This is a genomic window from Streptomyces sp. NPDC111507 (assembly GCF_055638955.1).
The window spans coordinates 96,413-123,123 of the sequence record NZ_JBVKBU010000015.1 but is presented as its reverse complement, the minus strand read 5'-3'; the positions used below and the strand labels follow the sequence as shown (position 1 = coordinate 123,123).

The 26,711-nt window shown below is 71.9% G+C and carries 20 protein-coding genes; 13 read left to right on the top strand and 7 right to left on the bottom strand.

Going from position 1 to position 26,711, the window contains the following annotated elements; all coding sequences use genetic code 11:
• Positions 1 to 135 precede the first annotated feature (135 nt).
• Positions 136 to 2,481 (top strand): germacradienol/geosmin synthase Cyc2, encoded by a 2,346-nt coding sequence (gene cyc2, locus ACZ7M2_RS40400; RefSeq protein WP_471599562.1) that lies wholly within the window; start codon positions 136 to 138, stop codon positions 2,479 to 2,481.
• Here cyc2 and ACZ7M2_RS40395 read toward each other — a convergent pair.
• Positions 2,441 to 4,003, bottom strand: a complete 1,563-nt coding sequence (locus ACZ7M2_RS40395; RefSeq protein ID WP_471599561.1) for a hypothetical protein — start codon at positions 4,001 to 4,003, stop codon at positions 2,441 to 2,443. The two genes, cyc2 and ACZ7M2_RS40395, sit on opposite strands and share 41 nt — an antisense overlap.
• A 38-nt stretch (positions 4,004 to 4,041) precedes the next feature.
• Positions 4,042 to 4,833 (bottom strand): CTP synthase C-terminal region-related (seleno)protein, encoded by a 792-nt coding sequence (locus tag ACZ7M2_RS40390; RefSeq protein ID WP_471599560.1) that lies wholly within the window; start codon positions 4,831 to 4,833, stop codon positions 4,042 to 4,044.
• A 117-nt stretch (positions 4,834 to 4,950) separates the two neighbouring features.
• Here ACZ7M2_RS40390 and ACZ7M2_RS40385 point away from each other — a divergent pair, with 117 nt between their 5' ends.
• The 4 genes from ACZ7M2_RS40385 (at position 4,951) to ACZ7M2_RS40370 (ending at position 8,927) form a co-directional block, all read left to right on the top strand.
• Entirely contained in the window at positions 4,951 to 5,817 is an 867-nt protein-coding gene (locus ACZ7M2_RS40385; protein WP_471599559.1) for a LysR family transcriptional regulator, read from the top strand.
• 92 nt (positions 5,818 to 5,909) lie between these two features.
• On the top strand, positions 5,910 to 6,548 hold the full coding sequence (locus tag ACZ7M2_RS40380) for a PDZ domain-containing protein (RefSeq protein WP_471599558.1): 639 nt from the start codon (positions 5,910 to 5,912) through the stop codon (positions 6,546 to 6,548).
• 242 nt (positions 6,549 to 6,790) lie between these two features.
• Complete coding sequence (locus ACZ7M2_RS40375; RefSeq protein WP_471599557.1) at positions 6,791 to 7,930, top strand: aminopeptidase P family protein; 1,140 nt, start codon at positions 6,791 to 6,793, stop codon at positions 7,928 to 7,930.
• A gap of 67 nt (positions 7,931 to 7,997) precedes the next feature.
• On the top strand, positions 7,998 to 8,927 hold the full coding sequence (locus tag ACZ7M2_RS40370) for an aminoglycoside phosphotransferase family protein (RefSeq protein WP_471599556.1): 930 nt from the start codon (positions 7,998 to 8,000) through the stop codon (positions 8,925 to 8,927).
• A gap of 27 nt (positions 8,928 to 8,954) precedes the next feature.
• Here the strand turns inward: ACZ7M2_RS40370 and treZ are convergent, their stop codons facing one another.
• On the bottom strand, positions 8,955 to 10,700 hold the full coding sequence (gene treZ / locus ACZ7M2_RS40365) for a malto-oligosyltrehalose trehalohydrolase (protein ID WP_471599555.1): 1,746 nt from the start codon (positions 10,698 to 10,700) through the stop codon (positions 8,955 to 8,957).
• Positions 10,701 to 10,969: 269 nt separating this feature from the next.
• Between treZ and ACZ7M2_RS40360 the strand changes: the two genes are divergently transcribed.
• From ACZ7M2_RS40360 to ACZ7M2_RS40350, 3 genes are all read left to right on the top strand, one after another.
• A complete protein-coding gene (locus ACZ7M2_RS40360) occupies positions 10,970 to 11,521 on the top strand; it encodes a DUF1707 and FHA domain-containing protein (protein WP_352048121.1) in 552 nt (183 codons plus the stop codon).
• Between the two features lie 150 nt (positions 11,522 to 11,671).
• Positions 11,672 to 13,039, top strand: a complete 1,368-nt coding sequence (locus ACZ7M2_RS40355) for a M14 family zinc carboxypeptidase (protein ID WP_471599554.1) — start codon at positions 11,672 to 11,674, stop codon at positions 13,037 to 13,039.
• Positions 13,036 to 13,452: an SSI family serine proteinase inhibitor gene (locus ACZ7M2_RS40350; protein ID WP_471599553.1), complete on the top strand. Its 417-nt coding sequence runs from the start codon at positions 13,036 to 13,038 to the stop codon at positions 13,450 to 13,452. Before ACZ7M2_RS40355 ends, ACZ7M2_RS40350 begins: the two co-directional genes overlap by 4 nt.
• A 150-nt stretch (positions 13,453 to 13,602) precedes the next feature.
• Here ACZ7M2_RS40350 and ACZ7M2_RS40345 read toward each other — a convergent pair whose 3' ends face one another.
• Entirely contained in the window at positions 13,603 to 14,853 is a 1,251-nt protein-coding gene (locus tag ACZ7M2_RS40345; protein WP_352048124.1) for a M14 family zinc carboxypeptidase, read from the bottom strand.
• A 292-nt stretch (positions 14,854 to 15,145) separates the two neighbouring features.
• On the opposite strand from ACZ7M2_RS40345, the gene ACZ7M2_RS40340 reads away from it, so the two are divergent.
• Complete coding sequence (locus tag ACZ7M2_RS40340; protein ID WP_471599552.1) at positions 15,146 to 16,483, top strand: cytochrome P450; 1,338 nt, start codon at positions 15,146 to 15,148, stop codon at positions 16,481 to 16,483.
• Here the strand turns inward: ACZ7M2_RS40340 and treY are convergent.
• The gene (gene treY, locus ACZ7M2_RS40335; protein WP_471599551.1) at positions 16,443 to 18,848 is read right to left on the bottom strand and encodes a malto-oligosyltrehalose synthase; all 2,406 of its coding nucleotides are present in this window, start codon (positions 18,846 to 18,848) and stop codon (positions 16,443 to 16,445) included. The genes ACZ7M2_RS40340 and treY overlap by 41 nt on opposite strands.
• Positions 18,849 to 18,908: 60 nt before the next feature.
• Positions 18,909 to 21,017 (bottom strand): glycogen debranching protein GlgX, encoded by a 2,109-nt coding sequence (glgX, locus tag ACZ7M2_RS40330; RefSeq protein ID WP_471599550.1) that lies wholly within the window; start codon positions 21,015 to 21,017, stop codon positions 18,909 to 18,911.
• A 178-nt stretch (positions 21,018 to 21,195) separates the two neighbouring features.
• Here glgX and ACZ7M2_RS40325 point away from each other — a divergent pair, with 178 nt between their 5' ends.
• The 4 genes from ACZ7M2_RS40325 (at position 21,196) to ACZ7M2_RS40310 (ending at position 25,632) form a co-directional block, all read left to right on the top strand.
• Entirely contained in the window at positions 21,196 to 22,011 is an 816-nt protein-coding gene (locus tag ACZ7M2_RS40325) for a Tat pathway signal sequence domain protein (protein WP_471599549.1), read from the top strand.
• Between the two features lie 96 nt (positions 22,012 to 22,107).
• Positions 22,108 to 23,427 carry a copper amine oxidase gene (locus ACZ7M2_RS40320; protein ID WP_352048129.1) on the top strand — a complete coding sequence of 440 codons (1,320 nt, stop codon included), beginning with the start codon at positions 22,108 to 22,110 and terminating at the stop codon, positions 23,425 to 23,427.
• A gap of 113 nt (positions 23,428 to 23,540) precedes the next feature.
• Positions 23,541 to 24,779 carry an SAV2148 family HEPN domain-containing protein gene (locus ACZ7M2_RS40315; protein ID WP_352048130.1) on the top strand — a complete coding sequence of 413 codons (1,239 nt, stop codon included), beginning with the start codon at positions 23,541 to 23,543 and terminating at the stop codon, positions 24,777 to 24,779.
• A 130-nt stretch (positions 24,780 to 24,909) separates the two neighbouring features.
• A complete protein-coding gene (locus ACZ7M2_RS40310; protein ID WP_352048131.1) occupies positions 24,910 to 25,632 on the top strand; it encodes a 3'-5' exonuclease in 723 nt (240 codons plus the stop codon).
• A 75-nt stretch (positions 25,633 to 25,707) separates the two neighbouring features.
• On the opposite strand, the gene ACZ7M2_RS40305 is transcribed toward ACZ7M2_RS40310, so the two are convergent.
• Entirely contained in the window at positions 25,708 to 26,571 is an 864-nt protein-coding gene (locus ACZ7M2_RS40305) for a phosphotransferase enzyme family protein (protein WP_471599548.1), read from the bottom strand.
• Positions 26,572 to 26,711 lie beyond the last annotated feature (140 nt).

The following is a 26,711-nucleotide window of genomic DNA, read 5'->3' as shown; positions in this document are numbered from 1 at the left end:
CCAGGTGCGAGCCTGAGGGCCAAGCGGCCATCAGCCGTGCACTTCACCTGCCTCGAAAAGGGGTAAATTCACGCGATGGTGTGATCATGTCCCGCCCGGTGGATGCCCCCGGAGGGCCCTGGGTAGGGCCCGGCCATGACGCAGCCGTTCGAACTCCCGCACTTCTACATGCCGTATCCCGCACGGCTGAACCCGCACCTCGACGAGGCGCGCACCCACACGGTCGAATGGGCCCGTGGGATGGGCATGTTGGAGGGCTCCGGCATCTGGGAACAGTCCGACCTCGACGCGCACGACTACGGGCTGCTCTGTGCGTACACCCACCCCGACTGCGAAGGCCCGGCACTCTCGCTCATCACCGACTGGTACGTGTGGGTCTTCTTCTTCGACGACCACTTCCTGGAGACCTTCAAACGCACCCAGGACCGCGACGGCGGCAAGGCCTACCTGGACCGGCTACCCCTCTTCATGCCGCTCGACCTCTCGACCCCCGTACCGGAGCCGGAGAATCCGGTCGAGGCGGGGCTCGCCGACCTCTGGGCGCGCACGGTGCCCGCGATGTCGGTGGACTGGCGCAAGCGGTTCGCGGTGTCCACGGAGCACCTGCTCAACGAGTCGATGTGGGAACTCTCCAACATCAACGAGGGACGGATCGCCAACCCCGTCGAGTACATCGAGATGCGCCGCAAGGTGGGCGGCGCCCCCTGGTCGGCGGGGCTCGTGGAGTACGCGACGGCCGAGGTGCCCGCCTCCGTCGCCGGGACGCGTCCGCTGCGGGTGCTGATGGAGACGTTCTCCGACGGGGTCCATCTGCGCAACGACCTGTTCTCCTACCAGCGCGAGGTCGAGGAGGAGGGCGAGCTCAGCAACGGCATCCTCGTCCTGGAGACCTTCTTCGGCTGCACCACCCAGGAGGCCGCCGAGACCGTCAACGACATCCTCACCTCACGCCTGCACCAGTTCGAGCACACGGCCCTCACCGAAGTGCCCGCACTCGCCGCGGACAAGGGGCTCACCCCGGACCAGGTCGCCGCCGTCGCCGCGTACACCCAGGGGCTCCAGGACTGGCAGTCGGGCGGCCACGAGTGGCACCTGCGCTCCAGCCGCTACATGAACAAGGGGGCGGTGGAGGGCAGTCGGCCGCTCGGCAGCGCCGGGTTCGGCACCTCGGCCGTCGACATCGGCGCCCTGCTCTCCGCGGCCGGGGCGCAGCGGCTGCGCAGGTACACCCACGTCCCGTACCAGAAGGTCGGCCCGTCCCTGCTCCCCGATTTCCACATGCCCTTCGAGCTCACCCTCAGCCCCCACCTCGACGGCGCCCGCGACCGCCTCACCGGCTGGATGTACGAGAAGGGCATGCTCCAGGAGGGCGTCTGGGACGAGGACAAGCTGGACGCGTACGACCTTCCGCTGTGCGCCGCGGGCATCCACCCGGACGCGACCGAGGAGGCCCTCGACCTCGCCTCGCAGTGGCTGGCCTGGGGGACGTACGGCGACGACTACTACCCGCTGGTGTTCGGACACCGCCGCGACCTCGCGGCGGCCAGGACGACCACCGAACGCCTCTCGGCCTGCATGCCCATGGACGGCGAGCCGACCCCGGTCCCGGCCAACGCCATGGAGCACGGCCTCCTCGACCTGTGGGAGCGCACGGCGGCGACGATGACGCCGGACGAGCGGCGCAAGCTGCGTGGTGACGTGGACAAGATGACGGAGAGCTGGGTGTGGGAGCTGTCGAACCAGCTCCAGCACCGCATCCCCGACCCGGTCGACTACCTGGAGATGCGCCGCGCCACCTTCGGCTCCGACCTCACCCTGAACCTGTGCCGCCTCGGCCACGGCCCCAAGGTCCCGCCCGAGGTGTACGGGAGTGGTCCCGTCCGGTCGTTGGAGAACGCCGCCATCGACTACGCGATGCTGATCAACGACGTCTTCTCGTACCAGAAGGAGATCGAGTACGAGGGCGAGGTCCACAACGCCATCCTCGTCGTGCAGAACTTCTTCGGCTGCGACTACCCGACCGGCCTCGGCATCGTCCATGACCTGATGACCCAGCGCATGGAGCAGTTCCAGCACGTCGCCGCTCACGAACTGCCCGTTCTGTACGAGGACTTCAAGCTCTCGCCGGAGGTGCGCGGCATCATGGACGGCTATGTGGTGCAACTCGAGAACTGGCTGTCCGGAATCCTGAAGTGGCACCAGGACTGCCACCGTTACGGCGCCGAGGACCTGGCCCGCCGCGCCCACGGCTTCCTGCCGGACCGGGCCCCCGCGGTCCCGTTCCCCGGGGCGGAGGCCGGGACCGTGCCGGTACCGGAGCCGGTGCTCAGTTCGCACGGCAGGGCGGTGACGGAAGCCCCGCCGGACCTGACTCCCCGGATCGCAGCAGGCGCCACCCCGTCGTTCACCCTGCCGAAGGGGGTGGGAGCCGCCGCGGAGTTCAGCCTGCCGAAGGCTGAGGCGGCGTCGGCTCCGCACTGACGTCGGCGTCGGGGTTCGCACCGGTGTCCGTGTTCGCCCTGGCCGTCCCGGAGAGTCTCGCCAGGAGCTCGCCGGCGGCCACGGTGACGGCCCGGACCTCGTCGGCTAGCGCCGGGTCGGTGGCCGCGGTCCGGGCCAGCGCATAGTGCTCCTCGACGATGTACGTGCCCAGGTTGGTGCGCCACCAGTGCTCCAGCGAGCCGTCGCTGTCGCCGACGCCGCCGTCCGGCTCGGGGAGGGTGTCCCGCAGCGAGGTCAACGTGCGTATCGCCGCGCCGAACCGACCCTCCTCCCGCTCCAGCCGGGCGAGCCTGAGGAGGGCCGAGACGCGGTCCCAGGCCTTGGTCTGCAGAGGCACGTACAGCCGCTGAGCGCGCAGCGCCTGGAAGGTGTCGCCCAACTGCTCGAACTCGCGGACGAGCGAGCTCAGTTGGGAGGCGTCGCGGCGCTCCATGACCTTGCTGTCCCGCGCGTCGCAGTACGCCCGGAAGTCGATGTCGTCCAACCGCCGGATCAGCGCGGCGCGGGCGAGCTCCACCAGACCCTGTTCGTGGGCGAGGCCGGTCCAGGTGAACAGCGGCTCGTCGGCGGGGTCGGTACCGAAGAGCGAGTCGTCCAGGTCGCGCGCCCACCTCCGCAGCTCGGCCCGATCCGCGCCCGGCTCGGGCATCCCACCGAGTCCGCACCAGGTGTCGAAGTCCGTCTCACGGACCTCGTGCAGCAGCGGCAGATCCTCCGCATGTCCGTGCAGGCCCACCAGGACGGCGGCGAGCCGCAGTTCGTCGGTCATCGACGCCTCGGCCTCGTGCCTCAGCAGATGCCGCAGCAGCGGCAGATCGCCCTCGCGCCGGTCGAACTGGGCGGCGCGCAGCGCGAGCGCCCGGCGTGCCCGGTCCCCGGCCACCTCGTCCCACGCCGAGCCTTCGCGCAGCAGCGCGAGGTCGGTGCGGCCCCGCGCGAGGACCGCCTCCCACAGAGGGGGACGGGGGTGGCGGTCGAGGAGGTCGTGCGCGCCGCCCTCCTCCGCGTTCAGGAGGAGGAAGTCGGGCTCGGTGCGCAGCAGGGCCGCGTGCAGCAGGCCGACGAGCTCGACGGGCGAGCGCTCGGGCAGGCCCAGACCGGCCCGCAGCTCGGTCCGCTCGTCGTCGATCCCGTGGTACTCCCGGATCTCCTCCTCCGTCTCGGCGACCGCCGCGCGGATCTTCTCCTCGCCGTCGGCCGGCGCGAGCCCCAGGTGGTCGTGCCAGCCGGGCAGCCCGACCAGCACCTCCAACGCCTCGTCGACGCTGTTGCCGATGATTCCGGCGGAGCCCTCCGAGTCCGCGTACAGCACGGAGCCGTCCCCGCACACGAAATACGTGCCGCCCGTGTCGTCCCCCGCCACCGCCTCCAGCGGACCGCCCGAGGCGAGCCGGACGTCCTCGCCGTGGTCGGCCCGGGCCAGGTCGAAGTTGAAGGGGAACGCGGCCAGTTCGGCCAGGTGAGGCTGCTCCCGGAGCAGCCGCAGGGCGTGATCGCTCATGACGCCGAACGTAACAGCCGGCACTGACAACGGCTCCGTCACACCGGCTGACGCCGTCCGCCGACCACGTCGACCACGTCGGCCCCGCCGACCGCGCCGGGTTCCCTGAGTTCCCCGACGGCCGCGTGGGCCACGGCGGCTCGTGCCAGCGCCCGCACGATCGGGTGCGGGCGTGAGCCGTCCCCGTACTGCTCCGGCTGGAAGAGGGTGCCCAGGAAGAAGGGGTGGCCCGGGAGTTCGACGATCCGTACGTTTCCGTCCTCGTCGTGGCCGCTGAAGCGCAGGCCGTGGGCGCGCAGGGTGTCGAGATGGCGGGTGGGGCCGTACGCGCAGAAGTAGCGCTCGACCGTCCGCTCGACGCCCATGACGGACTGGGCGAGCGAACCCGGTTCGATGGTGACGGTGGCCTGGTGGCCCAGGAGGGAACAGGCGAGCGGTTCGATCAGAAGGTCATCGGCGTCGGGGTCCTGCTCGGCGTGCGCGACTCGGGTGAGCCCGCAGACGTCGCGCGCGAACTCCAGGAGCGCGTGCTGGAATCCGCCGCACGTGCCCAGGAACGGGATGCCCTCCTCGCGCGCGGTGCGGATCGCGGTGAGGGTCCCCGCCTCGCTGCGGTACGGGCTGCCGGGCAGCACCCACACCGCGTCGAAGCCGCGCACCGCGGCCGCGTCCTCGGCGTCCTCGGACGGCACCCAGTAGGCGTCGAGGACGAGGCGGTCGCGGGTGGCCAGGGCGTCCAGAAGAAGGGGGACGCGGGTGTGGGCGAGGACGTTCGGGGAGCGGTCGCCCACGAGGGCGAGGCGCGCGGTCTGCGCCACGATGTTCGTCATGCCCTCATCCTCGGCGCGCCCGCTCGTTCACGTCCAACGATGATTACTGCACCTTCGATAAGCAACGCTGATGGGAATGCTGCTGAGGTACAGGTTCCCTACGGGATCCTGGAGCGCATGGATCCGCATCTCCTGCGCACATACGTCACCGTGGCCCGCGTCGCCTCCTTCTCGGAGGCCGCACGGGAACTCGGCTACACCCAGTCCGCGGTGTCCCAGCACATCGCCGCGCTGGAGCAGGACCTCGGCGCGCCCCTGCTGACCCGGCGCCCCGTAGCACCGACGGCGGCGGGCGAACGGCTTCTCGAACACGCCGGGCCGCTGCTGCTGCGTCTGGACGCGGCCCGCGCGGACGTCGTACGGATGGTGGGCGCGCCCGAGCACGGGCTGACGCTCGCGGCGACACCGACGGCGCTCGGTTCGCGCACGCTCGCGGCGCTGCCCGCCGCCGGGGTGACCCTGCGGGTGCTGGCCCGCGAGGAGATCCCCGCCGCCGTCGCGCAGGGCGCGGCGGAGCTGGGTCTGGTGGACGGACTGACGGCGCCCAACGACCCCCTGCGCCATCCCGACGTGGCCCCGCTGACCACGTACGGCGTCGGCGAGGAACCCGTCTGCGTGCTGCTGCCCGAGACCCATCCGCTCGCCCGGCGCGACGGGCTGCGCCTCGCCGATCTCGTCGACGCCCGCTGGCTGGACGCCCCCGACGCGGGACTGCCCCTGGCCCACCTCCGCCGGGCGAACGGCAGTGGAGGCTTCCGCCCGGCCCTGCGTTACGAGGGCACCGACGTGCGCACCCTCGCCGCCCTGGCCGCCGCCGGGCACGGCCTCACGCTGCTGCCGCGGGCCGCGGCCACCGGCGTCCCCGGGGCGGTGGCCGTTCCGCTCGTGGCGCCGCGCCTTGTGCACCGGACGGAACTGGTGCACAGCGGGTCGCCGCGCGGAGCCGCCGCGGCCGTGGTGGACACACTTCTCGAACGTGTCTGACAGTCTCACTCGTTCGTGAATCGTCGTGCGCCGGAGCGCAGGGTAGAGCAACAGCCGGGGGCGGTCCGTAGAGCATCTGCCGGAGGCGATCCATGGAACAGGCCGCACTGCGTCCCAAACCGATGCCCGGTCAGGATCCGGGCGGTGACGGGAGTCCGACCGGCACCACCAAGCGCCCCCACGCCGCGCGACGGCGTGGCAGGCGGCTGATGTCCCTGCTCTTCGGTCTCCTCGTCGCGACCGTGCTGGTCCTGTCGGGCGTCGGACTCGGAACCGTAGGCGCCACGGTGATCGGTATGAGCAGGCTGGCGGACTTCCAGAAGCGGGCGGAGGCGGCGCAGGGGCCGTCCGGCCGGCCGTCCCGGCCCGGGCAGGTCCCCGGCGCCCCGGGGGCCGGTGGCACCAAGTCGGCGCCCGGCGGCGGGAGTCCGGTCGCTTCGACGGCACCGGAGCCCGCGCCCGGGAAGGCCACGCTCGGCATCGAGGCGGTCGACGCCCCCCACGGCGGGGGCGCGCTCGTCGTCGGTGTGCACATTCCCGGCCCCGGCTGCACCGCGGGCCTGGTCCGCGGTGACACCCTGACCGCCTTCGGCGGGACACGGCTCGGCTCGGCCGGCGACCTCGCACGGGCGGTCTCGACCGCAGATCCCGGGACGACGGTCACACTCGACGTGCGCCACGCGAACGGCAACCACCAGGAACTGTCCACGGTCCCGGGCATCGTGACATGAAACGCGAAGCCAGGGGGCGTCCCGGTCGGCGGCTCGCAGGGCCTGAGACCTCACCCTGGAAATAATGGAGCATCCGCATCCCACCATGAGCGCTCATGGACTCTAATGGACGGGCGGCGATCAGTCATTAGTTTGAGCTCCCGGACCGACGCCACGGCCGCAACCGGCTCGCGTCCGCATCGGCGAACGGGCAGGATGCTGCCCGTAGCCCCTGGGGAAACTCCGGACAGACGGAGGCATGGATGACCGGCACGCCCGCGCGCTTCACCGCCGGTGATCCCGCGCCCTTCACCGCCGGTGACTACGAGGCCCGTATGCGGCGCGCGGCCGAGGCCGCCGTGGACGCGGGACTCGACGGCGTCCTGATCGCCCCCGGGCCCGATCTGGTGTGGCTGACCGGCTATCGGCCCGTGGAGACCGAACGCCTCACCCTGCTGGTGGTCAGGGCCGGGCAGGACCCCGTGCTGGTCGTGCCGACCCTGGAGGCCCCGGACGCGGCAGCGGCGGCCCCCATGCTGACCCTGCGTGACTGGACCGACGGCGAGGACCCGTACGCGGCGGCCGCGTCCCTGGTTGGGAGCGACGGCCGCTTCGGCGTCAGCGACAACTCCTGGGCCCTGCATCTCCTCGGCCTCCAGCGGCGGCTGCCGGACACGCGGTACGTGGCACTCACCGAAGCCCTGCCGATGCTGCGGGCGGTCAAGGACGCGGCGGAGGTGGCGCGATTGGCGGAGGCCGGGGCGGCCGCGGACGACGCGTACGAGGAGATCCGGAAGGTGCCCTTCGCGGGACGCAGGGAGGCCGACGTCGCCGCCGACCTCGCCGGGCTGCTGCGGCATTTCGGGCACTCCCAGGTCGACTTCACCATCGTCGCCTCGGGCCCGAACGGCGCCAACCCGCACCACGAGGCGGGCGAGCGCGTCATCGAGCGCGGCGACATGGTCGTCCTCGACTTCGGCGGTCTCAAGCACGGCTACGGCTCCGACACCTCCCGCACGGTCCACGTCGGCGAGCCGGACCTCGAGGAGCGCCGGGTGCACGACGTCGTGCGCGCGGCCCAGGAGGCGGGCGTCGCGGCGGTCCGGCCGGGGGCCGCGTGCCAGGACGTCGACCGGGCGGCCCGCGCCGTCATCACCGAGGCGGGATACGGCGAGTACTTCATCCACCGCACCGGGCACGGCATCGGCGTCACCACCCACGAACCGCCGTACATGATCGAGGGCGAGGAACTGCCCCTCGTGCCCGGGATGTGCTTCTCCGTGGAGCCCGGCATCTATCTGCCCGGCCGCTTCGGGGTACGCATCGAGGACATCGTGACGGTGACCGAGGAGGGCGGATGGCGCCTCAACACCACGTCCCGCGAGATGGCGATCGTCGACTGACCGGCGACCAGGAGTACTCCCCAGGGCCTCCCGGCAGTCCAAGGCCCCCGACGTCAACGGCGCGACCATGACCCAGGCACCGACACCGTCCGCGGACACCGTCCGCCGACTGGTCCGTTCGCTGCTCGCCGACAGTGAGACGGCGGGCGCGGGACCCGACGTCCGGCCCGTCACCGAGGGCGGTCAGCACTCCACCTGGTGGGTCGGCACCCGCCATGTGCTGCGACTCGCCCCGGACCGCGAGACCGCCGTGCGCCGGCGCCGCGAGCTGCGGCTGCGCGACCTCGTCCGCCCGCTCGTCGGGGTCGCGGTGCCGACCAGTGTCGCGCACGGCGACTGGGCGGGCGGCCTGCCCTACACCCTGGACACCCGGCTTCCCGGCCGCTCGGGCGAGGCACAGGACGTCTCCGCGGTGGGGGAGGCGGACCTCGCGGGACTGCTCACGGGGCTGCGCGAGGTGCCCGTACGGCAGGCCGAGGCGCTCGGGGTGCCACGAGCCGCGCCCCGCTCCCTGGAGGAGCTGCGGACGGCCGCGGAGCGGGCCGCCGAGGGGCTCGCCGCCGCCGACGAGTTCGACCCCGGACGCCTCGCCCAGCTCACCCAGCCCGCCGCCGGCCAGCTGGCCGCACAGACCGCGGCCGCCGTCCTCGTCCACCACGACCTCAGGGGCGACCACCTGGTGGTGAGTGCCGACGGGCGGGTGCGCGGCGTCCTCGGCTGGGCCGGCGCGGTCCTCGGGGACCCCGCCGAGGACATCGCCGGGCTCGCGATCGCCGTCGGCGCCCCCGCCGCCGTACGCGCCGCCACCCTCGCCGACTACGGGGCCCGCCCCTGTCTGCGCGGCCTGTGGCTGTCCCGCTGCGACACGGTGATCCGCCTCGCCGAGCACCTGCGGGGCCGCGGCGAAGGCCCGCTCCCGCTGCTGCGGACCCAACTGGGTCGCGCCTGGGAGCCGATCCTCCTCGAACGGGTCACGGAACTGCCGGGCGACAGCTGAGTCCGGCCGCGCGAAGCCGCCAGGCGCTCACGCCTGCGTCAGCACCACACACGACTCGCCGGGCACGCTCAACACCCCGTTCGCGTCCGGCGTCTCGACCGGTTCCCACGCGGCCAGCACGCGCGCGTGGCGCAGCCCCAGCGGGATCGAGGCGGCCTCCTTACCGAGGTTCACCGCCACCCGTACGTCCCCGCGCCGCAGGGCCAGCCAGCGGGCCTGGTCGTCGTAGGCGACCTTGACGGCGGCCAGATCGGGGTCCGCGAGGTCGGGCTGACGCCGACGCAGGGCGATGAGTTCGCGGTACCAGGCCAGCACACGCGCGTGGAGTGCCTTTTCGGGTTCCGACCAGTCCAGGCAGGAGCGGTCGCGGGTCGCCGGGTCCTGCGGGTCGGGAATGTCCTCCTCCGCCCAGCCGTGGGCCGCGAACTCCCGCCGCCTGCCCCGCCGTACGGCCTGAGCGAGCTCGGGATCGGTGTGGTCGGTGAAGAACTGCCAAGGGGTGCCCGCCGCCCACTCCTCGCCCATGAACAGCATCGGGGTGAAGGGCCCGGTGAGCGTCAGCGCGGCCGCGCAGGCCAGCAGGCCGGGGGAGAGGGACGCCGACAGCCGGTCACCCTGGGCACGGTTGCCGATCTGGTCGTGGGTCTGGGAGTAGCCGAGCAGCCGGTGCGCCGAGACGCGCGTGCGCTCCAGGGGGCGGCCGTGGCGGCGACCGCGGAAGGTCGAGTACGTACCGTCGTGGAAGAAGCCGGACTTCAGCGTCTTCGCGAGCGCCGCGAACGGGGACCGCGCGAAGTCCGCGTAGTAGGCCTGCCCCTCACCGGTCAGCGCGGTGTGCAGCGCGTGGTGGAAGTCGTCGTTCCACTGCGCGTGCAGTCCAAGACCGCCCTCCGCGCGCGCGGTGACGAGCCGCGGGTCGTTCAGATCCGACTCCGCGATCAGGAACAGCGGCCGGCCCAGGTCGTCGGCGAGGGCGTCCACGGCCGTCGACAACTCCTCCAGGAAGTGCACCGCGCGCGTGTCCCGCAACGCGTGCACCGCGTCCAGGCGCAGCCCATCCAGCCGGAAGTCCCGCAGCCAGGCCAGGGCACTGTCGACGAGATACGCGCGCACCTCGTCCGAACCCGGTGCGTCCAGGTTCACCGCGGAGCCCCAGGGCGTCTGATGGGTGTCCGTGAAGTACGGCCCGAACGCGGGGAGGTGGTTGCCGGACGGGCCGAGGTGGTTGTGCACGACGTCGAGGACCACACCGAGCCCGAGTTCGTGCGCCCGGTCGACAAAGCGCTTCAGCGCCTCCGGGCCCCCGTACGGCTCGTGCACGGCCCACAGGGAGACCCCCTCGTACCCCCAGCCGTGCCGCCCGGGGAACGGACACAGCGGCATCAACTCGACGTGGGTGACACCCAGTTCCGCGAGGTGCTCCAGCCGCCCGGAGGCCGCGTCGAGCGTTCCTTCGGGGGTGTACGTCCCCACGTGCAGCTCGTAGAGGACCGCGCCCGGCAGCGGGCGCCCCGCCCACTCCGTGCGCCACGCGTACCGGGCCTGGTCGACCACCGCGCTCAGTCCGTCCGGGCCGTCCGGCTGCCGTCGCGAACGAGGATCGGGCAGCACGGGGCCGTCGTCCACCGCGAATCCGTACCGCGTGCCGTCCTGCGCCTCCGCGTCGCCCGTCCACCATCCGGCGCGCTCCGGATCGCGCTCCAGCGCGCGCGTGGCGCCCGCGCAGTGGAGCGTCATCCGGTCGGCCTCCGGTGCCCACACCTCGAACCGCACAGACGGTTCCCCCTTGTCCGCTCTCTGTTGTCCGCTGCCCGTTGCTTGTTCTCCGTTGTCCGCTCTTCGTGACAGAGCGCGACGTGAGTGACGCAATATGTCGTGACGTAGCACGTCCATGGTGCTTCACACGAGATCAATTCGCTTTCGAATCCACCCTTTTGCCGCGTGTTTGCCACGTGATGGACGCGTGGAACCCACCTGTCGGCGCCGACGGCCTTCTCCGGGTCTTCTGGACACCCCGCTCCTACTGACCGACAATCACCTCCGTGACGTCGTCTTTCGAGTTCCACACGTACCCCGCGCGGCTGTCCGACGCGGAGCGCGACCGGGCGCTGAAGGCGCTCAGTGACGGCGTCGCCCTCGGGCGGCTCTCGCACGACACGTTCGTCCGCCGGATGGAACTGGCGCTCGCCGCCCGCCGCTCCGACGAACTCGCCGTGCTCATCGCCGACCTGCCCACCGAGGGACGCTGGTCGAAACTGGTGTTCGGCACCGTGGAGGCGCTCTCCGGCTTCACCGTACGGCTGCGCAGGGCCTGGCAGGCCGAGCGGCTCCCCAAACTGCTGCTTCCCCACCCGGGCAACAACTACCCCCTGCGGATCGGCCGCGACCCCGCGAGCGGACTGCGCCTCAACCACGAGACGGTCTCCCGCGTCCACGCCGAACTGAGCCGCCAGGGCGGCCTGTGGGTGCTGCGCGACCTCGGCTCGACCAACGGGACGACCGTCAACGGACGGCGGGTGATCAGCGCCGCCGTCGTCAAAGAGGGCGACCAGATCAGCTTCGGACGCATGTCCTTCCGCCTCTCGTCCTCCTGAGCGACCGACCCGCACCCGCGTGAGCCTTGGCCTCGGTTTCACTCAGCGATTTCCTTAAATTCCCTTACGTTCGACGGTGTTGACGTACCTCCACAGCCGTGACTGACTGTGCGTACACCATGTACATCAGGTGAATCGACGGCACCACATTTGTGGAGGTGTGCCCTGCCGCCACTCCTCCGCTACCCGACCGTGGACGAGCTGGGCGCCCGTGCGGCCGCGCTCGTCGCCCGCCGGCCGCGCGACGCCCGACTGCGCCGCGTGGGCACGTCACGGGCGGGCACGCCGATGTGGCTGCTGTCCGTCGGACACGGCCGCCGCCAGGCCCTCGTCGTCGCGGGACCCCACGCCAACGAGCCCGTGGGCGGTGCCACGGCCCTGCGCCTGGCCGAACGGGTGCTCGCCGACCCCCGGCTCCGCGAGGGCGCCGACGCCACCTGGAACCTGCTGCTCTGCCTCGACCCCGACGGCGCCCGCCGCAACGAGGCCTGGCTGTCCGGCCCATACACCCTCGGCCACTACTTCCGGAACTTCTTTCGCCCCGGCTTCCTCGAACAGCCCGAGTGGCTGCCCGAGGGCGCGGCCGGCGCCACCCTCCCCGAGACCCGCGCCCTCCTCGACCTCCAGGACGAACTGCGGCCGGTCTTCCAGTGCTCCCTGCACGGCGTCGACGTCGGCGGCGCCTTCGTCGAACTGACCCGCGAGCTGCCCGGGCTCGCCCAGCGCGTCGCCCACACCGCGGCCCGCCTCGGCATCCCGCGCGAACTCGGCCCCTACGACACCCTGTACTGGCCGAGGCTCGGCCCCGCCGTCTACCGCATCCCGCCGCCGCACCCCGGCGACCTGGCCGCCGCCATCACCGAGGCCGCCGTCGAGTCCACCTGGTTCCATCCGCACCGCTACGGCACCGTCACCGCCGTCGTCGAGGCGCCCATGTGGGGCGTGGCGGCCGTGGAGGACGCCACCCGGCCCGCCGACGCCGACGCCGTGCTGCGCTCCGTCAGCCATGCGCTGCGCCACGACACACGACTCCTGGAAGGCATCCTCGGCCGGATCCGCCCCGGCCTCGACACCTCCCCGGACGCGGCCTGCCTCCTCGCGCCCGTCGACGACTATTTACTCGTCGGCCCCGGCCTCGCCGACTCCTGGGACCCCGACGTGAACGACGCCGGCGCGCGCCCCCTGCCACCGCTCGACACGGCCCGCCTGACCGCCCTGCGCCTCGCCGGACGCCGGGTCGCCCTGCGCACGGCCGGGCTGCTGCACCAGCTCGTGACCGGCTCCGGGCGCGACCCGAGCGGGGCGCTGCCGGAGCTCGACCGGCTGATCGACGCATGGTGCGCCGACTACCGCGAGGGCTGCGGGGCGCGCTGGATCCCGGTCGCCCGCCAGGTCGAGTACCAGGCGCGCGTGGTCATCGCCGCGTTCGAACTCGCCGGGCGGTACGCGCCCGCGCGCTCCCATTCGGGTGAGGCCGGGTGGGGTTCGCAGGCCGCGCTGCCGATGCACCGGGAATGACGAGAGACTTCCACACGGTACGCAACGCTCTCCTCGCGACCGTCGCCCTGCTCACCCTGGGCGCGACCCCGGCCCAGGCGACGTCTCACCATGCGTTCCCCGGCAACTGGCTCTACCTCACCCTCACCACCGGCGACGCCCACTCCAGCAGCACCCGCGGCACGCTCCTGCTCTGCGACCCGCCCCAGGGCCACGCCCGCGCGGCCGAGGCCTGCGTCGAACTCGCCACCGTCGGGGGAGACATCTCCCGGATCCCGCCCAGACCCGACACCATCTGCTCGATGATCTACGCCCCGGTCACCGCCTCCGCGCGCGGGGAGTGGGAGGGGCGGCAGGTGACGTACTCGCACACGTTCTCGAACTCGTGTGTGATGGGGGCTGAGACGGGGGCGGTGTTTGCGTTGGCGGGTTGAGGTGGCATCGGATGACAGATGACGACATCTGTCATCTGATATCCGTCATCTGAAATCTGTCACCCGTCACGCGCGATCTGTCAGACGCGATCCGTCATCCGTCATCCGTCAGGCGCGATCTGTCATCTGCCATCTGCCGTCTGTCAGACGTCAAGCCGCACCGTCCCGCGCATGCCGCGCCGCCGCGACCACCGTGCGGGACTGGTGCTCGACCTGGTGCTCCAGGGGAACCCAGCGGGCCCGGAAGCGTTCGGCGAAGGCGTCGCTCCACGCGGCGACCAGGCGCTCGAGGCGTGGTGCCGCCCGGTCGTCGGCCTCCTGCAGGACCCGCAGCAGCATCGCGGCGGCTCGCAAAGGGAGGCGGCGTCCGAACGCGTCGACACTGCCGACGTAGGCCATCGTCGGATCGGGAGGAGGCGTCCGCACCCAGTCGTGGGCCAGGCCCGGCACCAGCTCCAGTGCCCACTTCGCGGCGCGCAGGAGGGGCCCGTCGGGGCCGGGGAGCCTTGGCAGGACCTCCGTGAGCACCGTCTGCACCTGGAGCGCGTCGCGCAGCAGCCGGTGTGCCAGGCGTCGCATCGCCGCGTCCGGTGCGGGATGTGGCGCCGGGTCGTCCACGAGGTCGCTGGCCCACATCGGCACCTCGACGACCGCGGTCAGACCGCCGTACCGGTGGGTGTGGTACCAGGTGCTGTGCCGGGCGTCGTCGGGCATGCTCGGGTACGCCGCGTCCGAGCCCGGCGCCGGCATCACATGCACCCCGGGTCCGGAAGCGGGCCAGCCGGCGGCGTCGGAGGCGCCCGTCTCCACGGGGATGTGCAGTTCCGCCGCGGACTTGGCGAAGGGTTCGGCGAGGCCCGGGATGTCCTTGGTCAGCTGCACCCAGCTGCCGCCGAGATCGGTGCCGTGCAGGGTCACCTGGAGGTAGGGCCGCAGCTCGTCGATGACCCGGGTGAGGGCGCGGGTCTCCGGGGGCAGCCGGTCGGGCGGCAGGACGGAGGGCGACCACTCGGGCTGCTCGGGGCCGGCCGGACGGAAGAACCCGAGGTGGTAGTCGAACAGCGTGCGCGGGGCCGGTGTCACATGGAGGCTCGCGCCGTCCGGGTCCGCGCAGAGGAGGAAGTGCCAGGAGGTGTCGGCCCGCAACTCCCGCTCGTGCAGTACACGTTCGGCCAGGGCCTGGAGCGTCGAGCCGCCGGTCGGCTCGTTCGCGTGGGCGCCCGCCACGACGAGGACCGCGCGCTCGGCGTGACCGACGGACAGCAGATGGAGGGGCCTGCCCGCGCGCGAGACGCCGATCTGTCTGAGGGCGCACAGCCCGGGGCGGTGAGCCGCCAACGTCCGAGCGGACGAGACGATTTCGGTCACACTGGGGTAGCGCAACTCCGGCAGGAGACTCACCCCCGACTTGTCCGCCCTGCGTCGCTTTCCGCAGTACTCCACGGTCTGGGGGAACTGTCAAGGAGAAGGCGGGGCGCCGCCCCGGGGTGCCAGGTGGCGTTGATCTCCGCCAGGACGGGCGTGCGGCGCCGGAAGGGGCGCACGCGGCGCCGCTCGTGCAGGTCCGAGAGCCGGGGCCGACCTCGGGAGTCCCGGCGCGGCCCGCTCATCGTGGCCCACCGCGCACACCGTCCGTCCGGTGCGAGCCCTGGGAGCGTGCGCGGTCGCGAGCCGGTCTCAGGGGCGAGCCCCGGTGTCACCCGTACGGGCGCACGAGGACTGCGGTCCGGGGGTCGCGGTGGTCCGCTGGGACAACCACGTGCCGCTCCTCGGCGCGCAGACCCGAGGTGGGAGGCCCGCGGTGTTGTGTCCTCATGGCCTTCCCACAGAGGGCGCTTCCATCGCGCCCACCGCTACGGTCGCCCCCGTCGCCCCCGTCGCCCCCGTCGCCCCCGTCACACCGCGCGCGACCTCGACACGACCGCCCGTCGTGCGACGGCTGCCCGACCCCGCGAGCCTGCTCACCCCCGGCATCGAACGCGACCCGTACCCCCTGTACCGCATCCTGCGCCAGAAGTTCCCGCTCGTGTACGACCGGCCGTTCGGCGCGTGGCTGGTCAGCCGGTACGCCGATGTACGCGCCGCCCTCGCCGACCCCCGGCTCGTCGCCGCGCCGCCCGGACGCACCCTGGCTCACCTGGAGGGCGGCACGCACAGCGCGCACCGGGCGCTCGTCTCACCGGCGTTCCGCGGACACGCCCTCACCGCGCTGACCGCCGGGGTCGAACGGACGGCGTACGTCCTCGCCCGCCGCCTCGCCGACCGTCAGGAGGCCGACCTCGTCGCCGAGTTCTGCCACTGGCTGCCCACCGCGGCGGCGGTCGCCGCACTCGGGCTGCCGTACGAGGACACCGCGCGCGTGCACGCGTGGTGCCGCACGGGCCTCGACCACCTCGGCGGCCACCACCCCGAGCTCGACGCCTTCCTGCTCCCGTACATCGCCCGTCGGCGCGCCCACCCGGGCGACGATCTGCTCTCCGCGCTGTGCACGGCACGGGCGGACGGGCGCGCGCTGTCCGACGAGGTGGTGGCGGGGATCGCCGGGACGCTCCTCGGCGCGGGCGGCGAGGCGACCGCGCACGCGCTGGCGTCGTTCCTCGCCAACCTTCTCGACCACCCCGGCCAGCTGGCGCTGGTCCGCGCCCGCCCCGAGCTGACGGCCGGGGCCTGGGCCGAGTCGCTGCGCCGCGATCCCCCGCTGCACATCGTGCTGCGCCGGGCCGTCGAGCCGGTGGGCGCGGTACCCGTGGGCGCCACCGTGGCGTGTCTGCTGGGCGCCGCGGGCCGCGACCCGGCCCGGTTCGCCGACCCGGACCGCTACGACGTCTTCCGGCCCGACCCCGGGCAGCTCGCGTACGGCTCCGGACGGCACTTCTGCCCGGGCGCGCTGCTCGCCCGGCTCACCGCGGAACACGGCCTGCGCGCCCTGTTCGCCGCCCTCCCGGAGCTGCGCAGGTCCCCGGGCTTCCACCCCGTCGCGGACGGCCTGATCAGCCGCTCTCCCCGGAGCCTGCTGGTCCGTCTGCGCTGACCCGCTCCAGAAGGACCACCGGCAGCGGCTCGAAGAGCTCGGCCACACGTGTGTGCCCAGTGAACTCCCGCTCCGGGGCGAGCACGTCCGCCCACCGCCCTTCCGGGAGCGCGAGCTGGGTGTCGCGCCAGCCGCCCGCCTCCGCCAGGCGCAGCGAAAGCCGGGTGACGGCGGAAATCACCTCTCCGGAGCGGACGAACGCCGTGCAGTGCGCGGCGCCCGGCCCCTCCGCCGCCAGCGGCACGTACGTCGCCGCGTCGCCGAAGACCTCGGGGCGCCGCCGGCGCAGCCGCAGCGCCGCCGTGGTGAGCGCGGACTTCGCCGAAGCCTGCTTCAGGGGCGCGAACGGCTCACGGTTGTCCGGGTCCACCAGCGCCAGGTACTCGCCCTCGGTGCCCTGGTAGACGTCGGGCACCCCGGGCATCGTCAGCTGGACCAGAGCGGCCCCCAGGACGTTCGCCCGGACGTGCGGGGCGAGCGAGGCCCGGAAGTCCGTCACGCGCCGCCCGGGCGGCCCGCAGGGGCCCGCCGCCACGAAGGACGCCACCGACTCCTCGTAGGCGGGGTTCTGCTCGGTCCAGGAGGTGTGCAGCCCCGCTTCCCGGACGTGCTTGAGCAGTGCCCCCTGGACGCGTTCCGCGTCGGCCGGACCCAGTCCGAACACCGTCTGCCACGCGGCCCACGCCGGCTGGGGGTCGGGTACGCCCGTCGTTCCCTCGCGGGTCACCTCGGCCAGTACGTCCGCCCACCGCTCGGGGCACTGGGTGAGCACCGAGAGGGCGGCGCGGACATCGGCGCTGCGTTTGGTGTCGTGGGTGGACAGGGCGGTGCCGGTGGCGGGCCAGTCGCGCTGCACGCGCGCGCAGTAGGTGTGGAAGTCCTCCGGGGACACGGCCGGAGCGCCCGGGTTGCCACCCACCTCGTTGGCCGACAGCAGGGGCACATAGCGGTAGAACGCGGTGTCCTCCACGGACTTCGCCCGCAGCGCGGACGAGGTCTGCGCGAACCGGGCCCGGAACTCCGCGTGCTCGGGCCCGTCACCGGCCCGCCCGAGCAGCAGGTCCCGCACGACGTCCACGGCATGCGCCTCCTCCGGCACCGTGAAGACCGCCCGGGCCTCTTCGGCGGCCTCCTCCGTCACGACCAGGGAGGCGTCCGTGGACGGATACGGCCGGTACACCTCGACGCGCACCAGGAGCTCGCGCAGCGCGGTGCCCAGGGCCCACGGGGCGTGGTCGCGCGGTTGTGGGTCGGGGGAGGCGGCGCACAGCCGGCTCGCCACGCGCGTGAGGCGGTCGAACTCCGTGGCCAGTTCGTGCGTGATCACCTTGTACGCCGCCCGGCGCACCGTCGCCTCCCAGCGGCCGCCCCGATCGGCCTGGGGGGCCGCGAACCGCAGGTACTGGCCGAGGAGTTCCCCCGCGCCCGCCGGGTCCGTGAAGAGGCCGTCGACGTGCCGCAGGGCGTCGTAGCCCGTGGTGCCCGCGACGGGCCAGGCGGCGGGCAGCGGCTCGCCGTCCGCGAGGATCTTCTCGACCACCGTCCAGCGCCCGTCGGTCGCCTCGTGGAGGCGGCGCAGATAGGCGTCCGGGTCCGCCAGGCCGTCCGGATGGTCGATGCGCAGTCCCTCGATCACACCCTCGTCCAGCAGCTCCAGGATCTTCGCGTGGGTCGCCGTGAACACCTCCGGGTCCTCGACGCGCACTCCGATGAGCTCCGAAATGCTGAAGAAGCGGCGGTAGTTGAGGTCGGTGCGGGCCAGCCGCCACCAGGCCGGGCGGTACCACTGGGCGTCGAGGAGCTCCGGCAGCGGCAGCCCCGCGGTGCCCTCGCGCAGCGGAAACACGTGGTCGTAGTAGCGCAGTACGTCGCCGTCCACCTTCAGGTGGTCGATCTCCGCGCCGAGCCGGCCCCCGAGCACGGGCAGCAGCAGTCGGCCGTCCCCGGCGTCCCAGTCGATGTCGAACCAGCGCGCGTACGGCGACTCGGGGCCCTCGCGCAGTACCTGCCACAAGGCGTGGTTGTGGCGGGGGGCCATCGCCATGTGGTTCGGCACGATGTCCACGACCAGGCCGAGTCCGTGTTCCCGTGCCGTGCGGGCGAGGGTGCGCAGCCCCTCCTCGCCGCCCAGTTCACCGCGCACACGCGCGTGGTCCACCACGTCGTAGCCGTGCGTCGAGCCGGGGACCGACTCCAGGACGGGGGACAGGTGCAGATGGGAGACCCCGAGCGAGGCCAGGTACGGCACGGCGGCCTCGGCGGCCCCGAAGGGGAACTCCGGCTGCAGCTGCAGCCGGTAGGTGGCGGTGGGTGCGGCGGGTACCACCGGGGCCGGGATCTCCCGTTCGGGACGCTCAGGTGTCATGGAAACCTACGTACCCGCCTCGCCCTCTTTCGTGTCATCGACGTACGTCCGAATGACCGGCTACGCGGGCCGTTGCAGCACGGTCAGGCTTCGGTCGAGCAGGGTCAGCCGGTCGCCGGCCTGGACCTTCGCGCCCGTGCCCGCCGTGACCCCGTCCGGGAGGGCCGTGTCGACGGCCACCTGCCACTGCCGTCCGTGGTTGACCGGAACCACGAACTCCAGGGGCTTGGGCGAGGCGTTGAACATCAGCAGGAAGGAGTCGTCGGCGATGTGCTCACCGCGCGGGCCCGGCTCGGAGATCGCGTTGCCGTTGAGGAAGACCGACAGCGCCTGCGCCTGCGTGGACCCCCAGTCGCGCTGGGTCATCTCGGTGCCCGCCGGGGTGAACCACGCGATGTCGGACAGCTCGTCGTGGGTGCCCTGGACGGGCCGGCCGTGGAAGAACCGGCGCCGCCGGAAGACCGGGTGGTCGCGGCGCAGCCACACCATCGCGCGCGTGAAGTCCAGCAGCTCGCCGTCGTCCTCGGGCCACGGCACCCAGGCCAGCTCGCTGTCCTGGCAGTAGGCGTTGTTGTTGCCGTTCTGGGTGCGCGCGAACTCGTCGCCGTGGCTGAGCATCGGCACGCCCTGGGAGAGCATCAGCGTCGCGATGAAGTTGCGCTTCTGACGGGCCCGCAGCGCGAGTACGGCCGCGTCGTCGGTGTCGCCCTCGGCGCCGCAGTTCCAGGACCGGTTGTGGCTCTCGCCGTCGCGGTTGTCCTCGCCGTTGGCCTGGTTGTGCTTGTTGTTGTAGGAGACGAGGTCGTTGAGCGTGAATCCGTCGTGGCAGGTGACGAAGTTGATGGAGGCGAGCGGACGGCGGCCGTCGTCCTGGTAGAGGTCGGAGGAGCCGGTCAGCCGGGAGGCGAACTCCGCCAGCGTGCGCGGCTCGCCGCGCCACAGGTCCCGTACGGTGTCGCGGTACTTGCCGTTCCACTCGGTCCACAGTGGCGGGAAATTTCCCACCTGGTAGCCGCCCTCGCCGACGTCCCAGGGCTCGGCGATCAGCTTCACCTGGGAGACCACCGGATCCTGCTGGACCAGATCGAAGAACGACGACAGCCGGTCCACCTCGTGGAACTGGCGGGCCAGCGTGGCCGCGAGGTCGAAGCGGAAGCCGTCGACGTGCATCTCGGTGACCCAGTAGCGCAGCGAGTCCATGATCAGCTGGAGCACGTGCGGGGAGCGCATGAGGAGCGAGTTGCCGGTCCCCGTGGTGTCCATGTAGTAGCGGGGGTCGTCCGCGAGGCGGTAGTACGAGGCGTTGTCGAGGCCTCTGAAGGACAGCGTCGGGCCCAGATGGTTGCCTTCGGCGGTGTGGTTGTAGACCACGTCCAGGATGACCTCGATCCCGGCCTCGTGCAGTGCCCGGACCGCCGACTTGAACTCCAGGACCTGCTGGCCGCGGTCGCCCCAGGACGCGTAGGTGTTGTGCGGGGCGAAGAAGCCGATCGTGTTGTAGCCCCAGTAGTTGTTGAGGCCCATCTCCACCAGCCGGTGGTCGTTCACGAACTGGTGTACGGGCATCAGCTCCAGTGCCGTGACACCCAGCTCCGTCAGGTGTTCGATGATCGCCGGGTGGGCGAGTGCCGCGTAGGTGCCGCGCAGTTCCTCGGGCAGCGCCGGATGCTGCATGGTCAGGCCCTTCACATGGGCCTCGTAGATCACCGTGTGGTGGTATTCGGTGCGCGGGCGCCGGTCGTCGCCCCAGTCGAAGTACGGGTTGACCACGACCGAGGTCATGGTGTGCGGCGCCGAGTCCAGGTCGTTGCGCTTGTCGGGCGCCCCGAACGGATAGCCGTACACCTCCTCGCCCCACTTGATCGAGCCACTGATCGCACGTGCGTACGGATCCAGCAGCAGCTTCGCGGAGTTGACGCGCTGTCCGCGCTCCGGCGCGTACCGTCCGTGCACCCGGAACCCGTACCGCTGCCCGGGCATGATCCCCGGCAGATACGCGTGCCGTACGAACGCGTCGCTCTCGCGCAGTTCCACCGCCGTCTCCGAGCCGTCGTCCTGCAGCAGACACAGCTCGATGCGGTCGGCGGCCTCCGAGAAGACCGCGAAATTGGTACCGGCGCCGTCGTACGTGGCACCGAGTGGATATGCCTCTCCAGGCCAGACCTGCATGGATATGACTCTTCCAGTAGTGCCGCGCCCCTGGGGGCAACTCGGGGTCGAGTCTCCCCGAAACTGAGGGAACCTCCTATGACTTATGTCCCTCTTACCCGCTGACCAGGCATACGTCGTATGCCGAACCAGTGGGGCTCAGATCACTCCTGGAGAAACAGAAGGAGTAGGGGGAAATGTGCGCAAGATAGTGCACCGCCATCTGGGAAAGGTGGTGGCGGGTGCCGCCGTCGCGGTGGCCGGGACGGCCGTGATGGTCGGGATCACCCTTCCGGGCTCGGCGGGGGCCGATGAGAGCTCGGGCGGCCTGCGCGGCGGCAACCAGGCCGCACAGCAGGCGGGACAGGGACAGGGGCAGACGGCCGTCGAGCCCGGTGTCGTCGAGCGGGCCCCGGCCGAGGGCGACAAGGGCACCGGCCGTGACCCGCTGACCGACGACGAGACCAAGCGGGTCGAACAGATCGCGCTGAACCGGCAGTTGTCGACCTCCGGCGAGAACGTCGAGGGGCAGCGCGGCCCGCAGCGCATCGGTGTCGACCTCGCCGACCCGGAGGAGAACGAACTCGACGACCCGAACGCGCCGCGCCGCGCGGACGTCACGTTCTACGACTACAAGGACGACACGCTCGTCACCAAGACGGTCAACCTCGGCAGCGGGAAGGTCGAGCGGACGGACACCCAGCACGGTGTCCAGCCGCCCATCAGCCTTGACGAGATGACCGAGGCCGCGAAACTGCTGATCGCCGACCCGCTCGGCGCGGGCCTGCGGGCCGACTACAAGGACGCCACCGGCAAGGAACTCACCTCGCCCGACCAGCTGACGCTGAACAGCATGGTCTACCGGGCGACCCCGGGCGCCCAGCCCGCTCTTCTCGCGAAGTGCGGCGAGCACCGCTGCGTGAGGCTGTTCCCGAAGGTCAGGAACGGGTCCTGGATCGACGCCCGTCAACTGGTCATCGATCTGAGCGCACGCAAGGTCGGCAAGCTCGGCTGAGCCGCGACCGACGCGCTCCCGGCGGCTGAGCCGCCTCCGTTCACTTTTCCCACTCACCTCCTTCTTTCGCATGCTTTCGCAAGGAGTCTCTTCGTTATGCGCGTGAACAGAATCAGTCGTGCCCGCAGCCGGGCGGCGGTCGGTCTCTCGGTGGCCGCACTCGCCGTCGGCGCGACGACGGCCGCGGGTCCGGCCGTCGCCCAGCCCAAGGCCGCGCCCGCGGCGGCCCCCAGCTGCAGCACGGCGTACAAGATCGAGCAGAAGCTCTCCACCGGCACCACCTGGCGCATGTGCTGGCACTACGAGAGTGAGGCCGGGCTCGTCCTGGAGAACATCTCGTACCAGCCCAAGGGCGAGGCCCAGCCGATCAAGGTCCTCACCAGTGCCAAGCTCGGCCAGATCCACGTCCCCTACGACGACGGCAAGGCCGAGTACGACGACCTCACGGGCGCCGGCTTCGGCCAGGGTCTGATGAAGATGGCGCCCGGCGAGTGTCCCGGCGGCACCATCAAGACCGTGAAGATCCCCAACGCCTGGGACCCGCAGCACCCGAACGTCAACGGCCTGTGCACCACCACCCGTTCGCGCGGCCACGCCTACCGCATGGAGGCCGACACGGGCAACAAGGTCTACCAGACCCAGGGCAAGGACCTGCTGATCTACACCGCCAACAAGGTCGGCTGGTACGAGTACATCACCGAGTGGCGCTTCCAGGACGACGGCACCATCAACATGAACATCGGTGCCACCGGCAGTCTCTCGCCCGGCGACTACGACGCGGGCGACGGCCGCGGCTGGCCCATCGGCAAGGGCGCCAAGGCCTACGCCACCAGCCACAGCCACAACGTCTTCTGGCGGCTGGACTTCGGCCTCGACGGCTCCTCCAAGAACAAGGTCGAGCAGTACGACTCCGTCGTCAGCCCGCCCCGCAACGGCAACGAGGGCCCGACCAACAAGACGACCCGCACCAAGGTCACCAAGGAACTCGCGGGCGACGCCGCGAACATGCGCTGGTGGCGCGTCGTCAGCGACACCGGCAAGAACAAGGACAACCACGCCCGCAGCTACGAGATCGTCCCGGGCGCCACCACCAAGTACCTCGGCCGCCCCTTCACCAAGCACGACGTGTACTTCACCGAGTACAAGAAGTGCGAGCAGTTCGCCACCGACAACCTGCTCAACTGCGGTGCCGGAGCGGGCACGTCCGTCGACAAGTACGTCAACGGTCAGACGCTCACCCACCCCATCGTGTGGGTCAACGTGGGCTTCCACCACATAGCGCGCGACGAGGACCAGCAGCCCATGCCGGTCCACTGGCAGGGCTTCTCTCTCGCTCCGCGCGACGTCACCGCTATGAATCCGCTCACTCCGCCGGAGCTCGCCGACCAGAACGGGCATGTGGAAAACGGTAGTTGAGAAACGACCTGTCCATCGGGCTGCACCGCCCGCCGCTCCCGGAGTACCCTTCCTTGATCGTTGAGTGGGGCTGACCCACGGAAGAGCTCGGGGGAGCGGAAGGCGGTGCGCGGGTGGGCTCGGGAGGGCTGGAGTTGCCTCCTGGTGACGAGGGTCACGAGGGGAACTCCACAGATGTCCCACCCGGCGCGGTGTCCCTGGCACGGCCGATGGAGATGGGATCCATTGGACCGGAACTGGACTGGGGCGCCGACGCCTGGCGTGAGGTGCGTACGCGCGCCCAGCGAGCCGGCCGTGCCTACATCTGGCTGAACCTGGTCGAACAGCGGCTGCGCGCGGTCGTGGCCGCTGTTCTGCGTCCCATCTACGAGCCCGTCCACGGCGACGACTGGGTGGTCGCCGCCGCGGGACCCGCCGGGCAGGAGTGGGTGCAGCGCGCGGTCGCCGTACGCGAAGTCAGCCGCCGCAAGGGCTACCTGCTCGACCCGGCCGACGACAACGTGCTCAGCTTCCTCACCCTGCCGCAGCTGCGCGAGCTGATGGTGCAGCACTGGCCGTGCTTCGAGCCCTACTTCGACGAGCGCCGGGACGTCGAACTCGCGCTGGACGAACTGGAAGTCACCCGGAACGTGGTCTCCCGCAACCGGGCCCTGTCCGAGGCGGTCCTGGGACAGGCCGAGCGAGCCGCGGCCAAGCTCCTGGAGATCCTCGGCGCCGGCAGCGACGTGCCTTCCGCGCGCCGGCTGCCCGTCGACGCCGTCGAGGACCTGGTCGGCGACCGGTACGCGGACGTGGTCGGCGTGCACTCCGACCGGGTGCGGCTGCTGCGCCAGTTCCCCGCCGAGGACCTCTTCGGCGGCGCCCGCCGCCTCGACGCCATCGGCATCGGTCTGAACCTGCTGGTGCAGAACTTCTCCGGGCGGCGGCTCGTGCGCCTCGCCGAGACGGGCTGCCGGGTGCGGCTGCTCTTCCTGAACCCGGCATCCAGCGCGGTCAAGCGACGCGAGCGCGAACTCGGCCTCAAACGAGGCGAGTTGAGCAGGTCCGTGGAGATGAACATCCTGCACATGCGGCGGGTGCGGGCCCGGCTGCGCGACCCCGGCGCGTTCGAGATCCAGGTGTACGACGAGACGCCGCGCTTCACGGCGTACCTCGTCGACGGGGACGGCTCCGACGGCATCGCGATCGTGCAGTCGTATCTGCGCCGCGCCCGCGGCATGGAGGCGCCGGTGCTGGTGCTGCGCGGCGGTGGCCGGGTGGTCAAACCGGACGAGATCGGCGAAGAGGGTCTCTTCCCGACATATCGCGAGGAGTTCGAGGTGGCCTGGGCGGATTCGCGCCCGGTGTCCTGAAACGTCGCCCCGACCCGGGTCGTGACGTGGTGTCCGGCGCGGGAAGCGGAACGCGGTCCTCGGACTGTCAGTGGCTCGTGCGATCGTGGAGACCACTGGGGGAAAGCACCACGAAGAAGGGGGGCCGCCCATGGGCTGGCACCGGGAGCTGCTGATCGGCTTCGACCTGGAGACGACCGGGACCGATCCGCGCGAGGCGCGCATCGTCACGGGTGCCGTGATCGAGGTCAAGGACGGAGAGCCGATAGGGCGCCGTGAGTGGCTGGCCGATCCGGGCGTGGAGATTCCGGCGGACGCGGTGGCGGTGCACGGGATTTCGAACGAGCGGGCGGCCACGGAGGGCAGGCCCGCCGACCAGGTCGCCGACGCGATCGCCGGCGTCCTCACCGGGTACTGGAAGAGCGGCGTCCCGGTCGTGGCGTACAACGCGGCCTTCGACCTGACCCTGCTCTCCGCCGAACTGCGCAGGTACGGGCTGCCGTCGTTGCGCGAGCGGCTCGGCGGGACCGACCCCGCGCCGGTCGTCGACCCGTACACGATCGACCGCTCCGTCGACCGCTACCGCCGAGGCAAGCGCAACCTCGAAGCGGTCTGCACGGAGTACGGCGTGTCGCTGGACTCCGCCCACGACGCCTCCGCCGACGCCCTCGCCGCGGCCCGGCTCGCGCGTGCGATAGCCGACCGCCACCCGAAGGTCGCGGCCCTCGGCCCGGCGGAGCTGCACCGCCGCCAGATCGAGTGGTACGCCGAGTGGGCGGCCGACTTCCAGAGCTTCCTGCGCCGCAAGGGGGAGACGGACGCGGTGGTCGACGGGACATGGCCGATGCGGGACGTGGCGGACCAGAAGGTCTGACCGGACCCGCACCGGACCGGGCCCAGCTGGACGGCCCGCACTGCCCGGGCGCCCGGAAAGGTCAGCCGGGAAGTGTCAGAACGGGTACCAGCGCACGGTCTCGTCGCCGTCCCGCAGTGATGCCACCCGTCGCTCGAACTCGGCCAGGGCCTTCGGGTTGCTCGGCGCGTGCTGGGCCACCCAGGCGCAGCTGGCGGTCTCGCGGGCGCCTCGGAGTACGGAGCAGCCCTCCCACGCGCGCACATCCCAGCCGTAGGCATCGGTGAAGGAGTCGTACGCCTCGGCGGGCAGCCCGTAGCGGTCGCGGGAGAGCGCCATGACCACCAGGTCGTGCTCGCGCAGATCGGCGGAGAAGGTCTCCAGGTCGACCAGGACCGGGCCGTCGGGGCCCACGTGCACATTGCGGGGCAGTGCGTCGCCATGGATCGGGCCCGGCGCGAGATGCGGGGTGAGCACGGCCGCGGCGTCCGCGAAGCCGTCGCGCCGGGCCCGCAGATATGCCGCGTCCGCGGGGTCGATCGCCTCGCCCGCGAGCCGCAGCCAGCGCTCCACCCCGCCCAGCAGCTCGCGGGGCGGCAGGGGGAAGGAGGGGGAGGGCAGTGCGTGCACCACCCGTAGCAGTTCGGCCAAATCCCGCGGCTCGGCGGGACGTACGGGATCGGGCAGCCGGTGCCACACCGTCACCGGGTGGCCGTCCACCAGCAGAGCCTCGGTCTCGGCCGCCCGCACCGCGGGAACGCCCGCCTCGGCGAGCCACGCGGCGATGTCCAGTTCCCGCCGGGCGCGGTCGAGGAGTTCGGCATCGCGTCCCACCTTGACCACCAGGTCACCGGCGGCGAACACCGCGTTCTCGCCCAGGGCGAGGAGCGTCGCGTCCCGCGTCGGCCCGGGCAGCACCTCGGCCGCGGCCAGTACGTCCCGCGCCCGTGCCTCGTCCATCCTTCGCCTCCGTGTCCTCGCGCACAGTCCGTGCACGACCCTCGTGTACGACCTTCGGGTAAGGCGTCGCGTTCCCGCCATCCGTCGGCCAGTCTCGCATTCGCACAGGTCGGACCGCGTGCGAGGTGTCTTGACGGTCT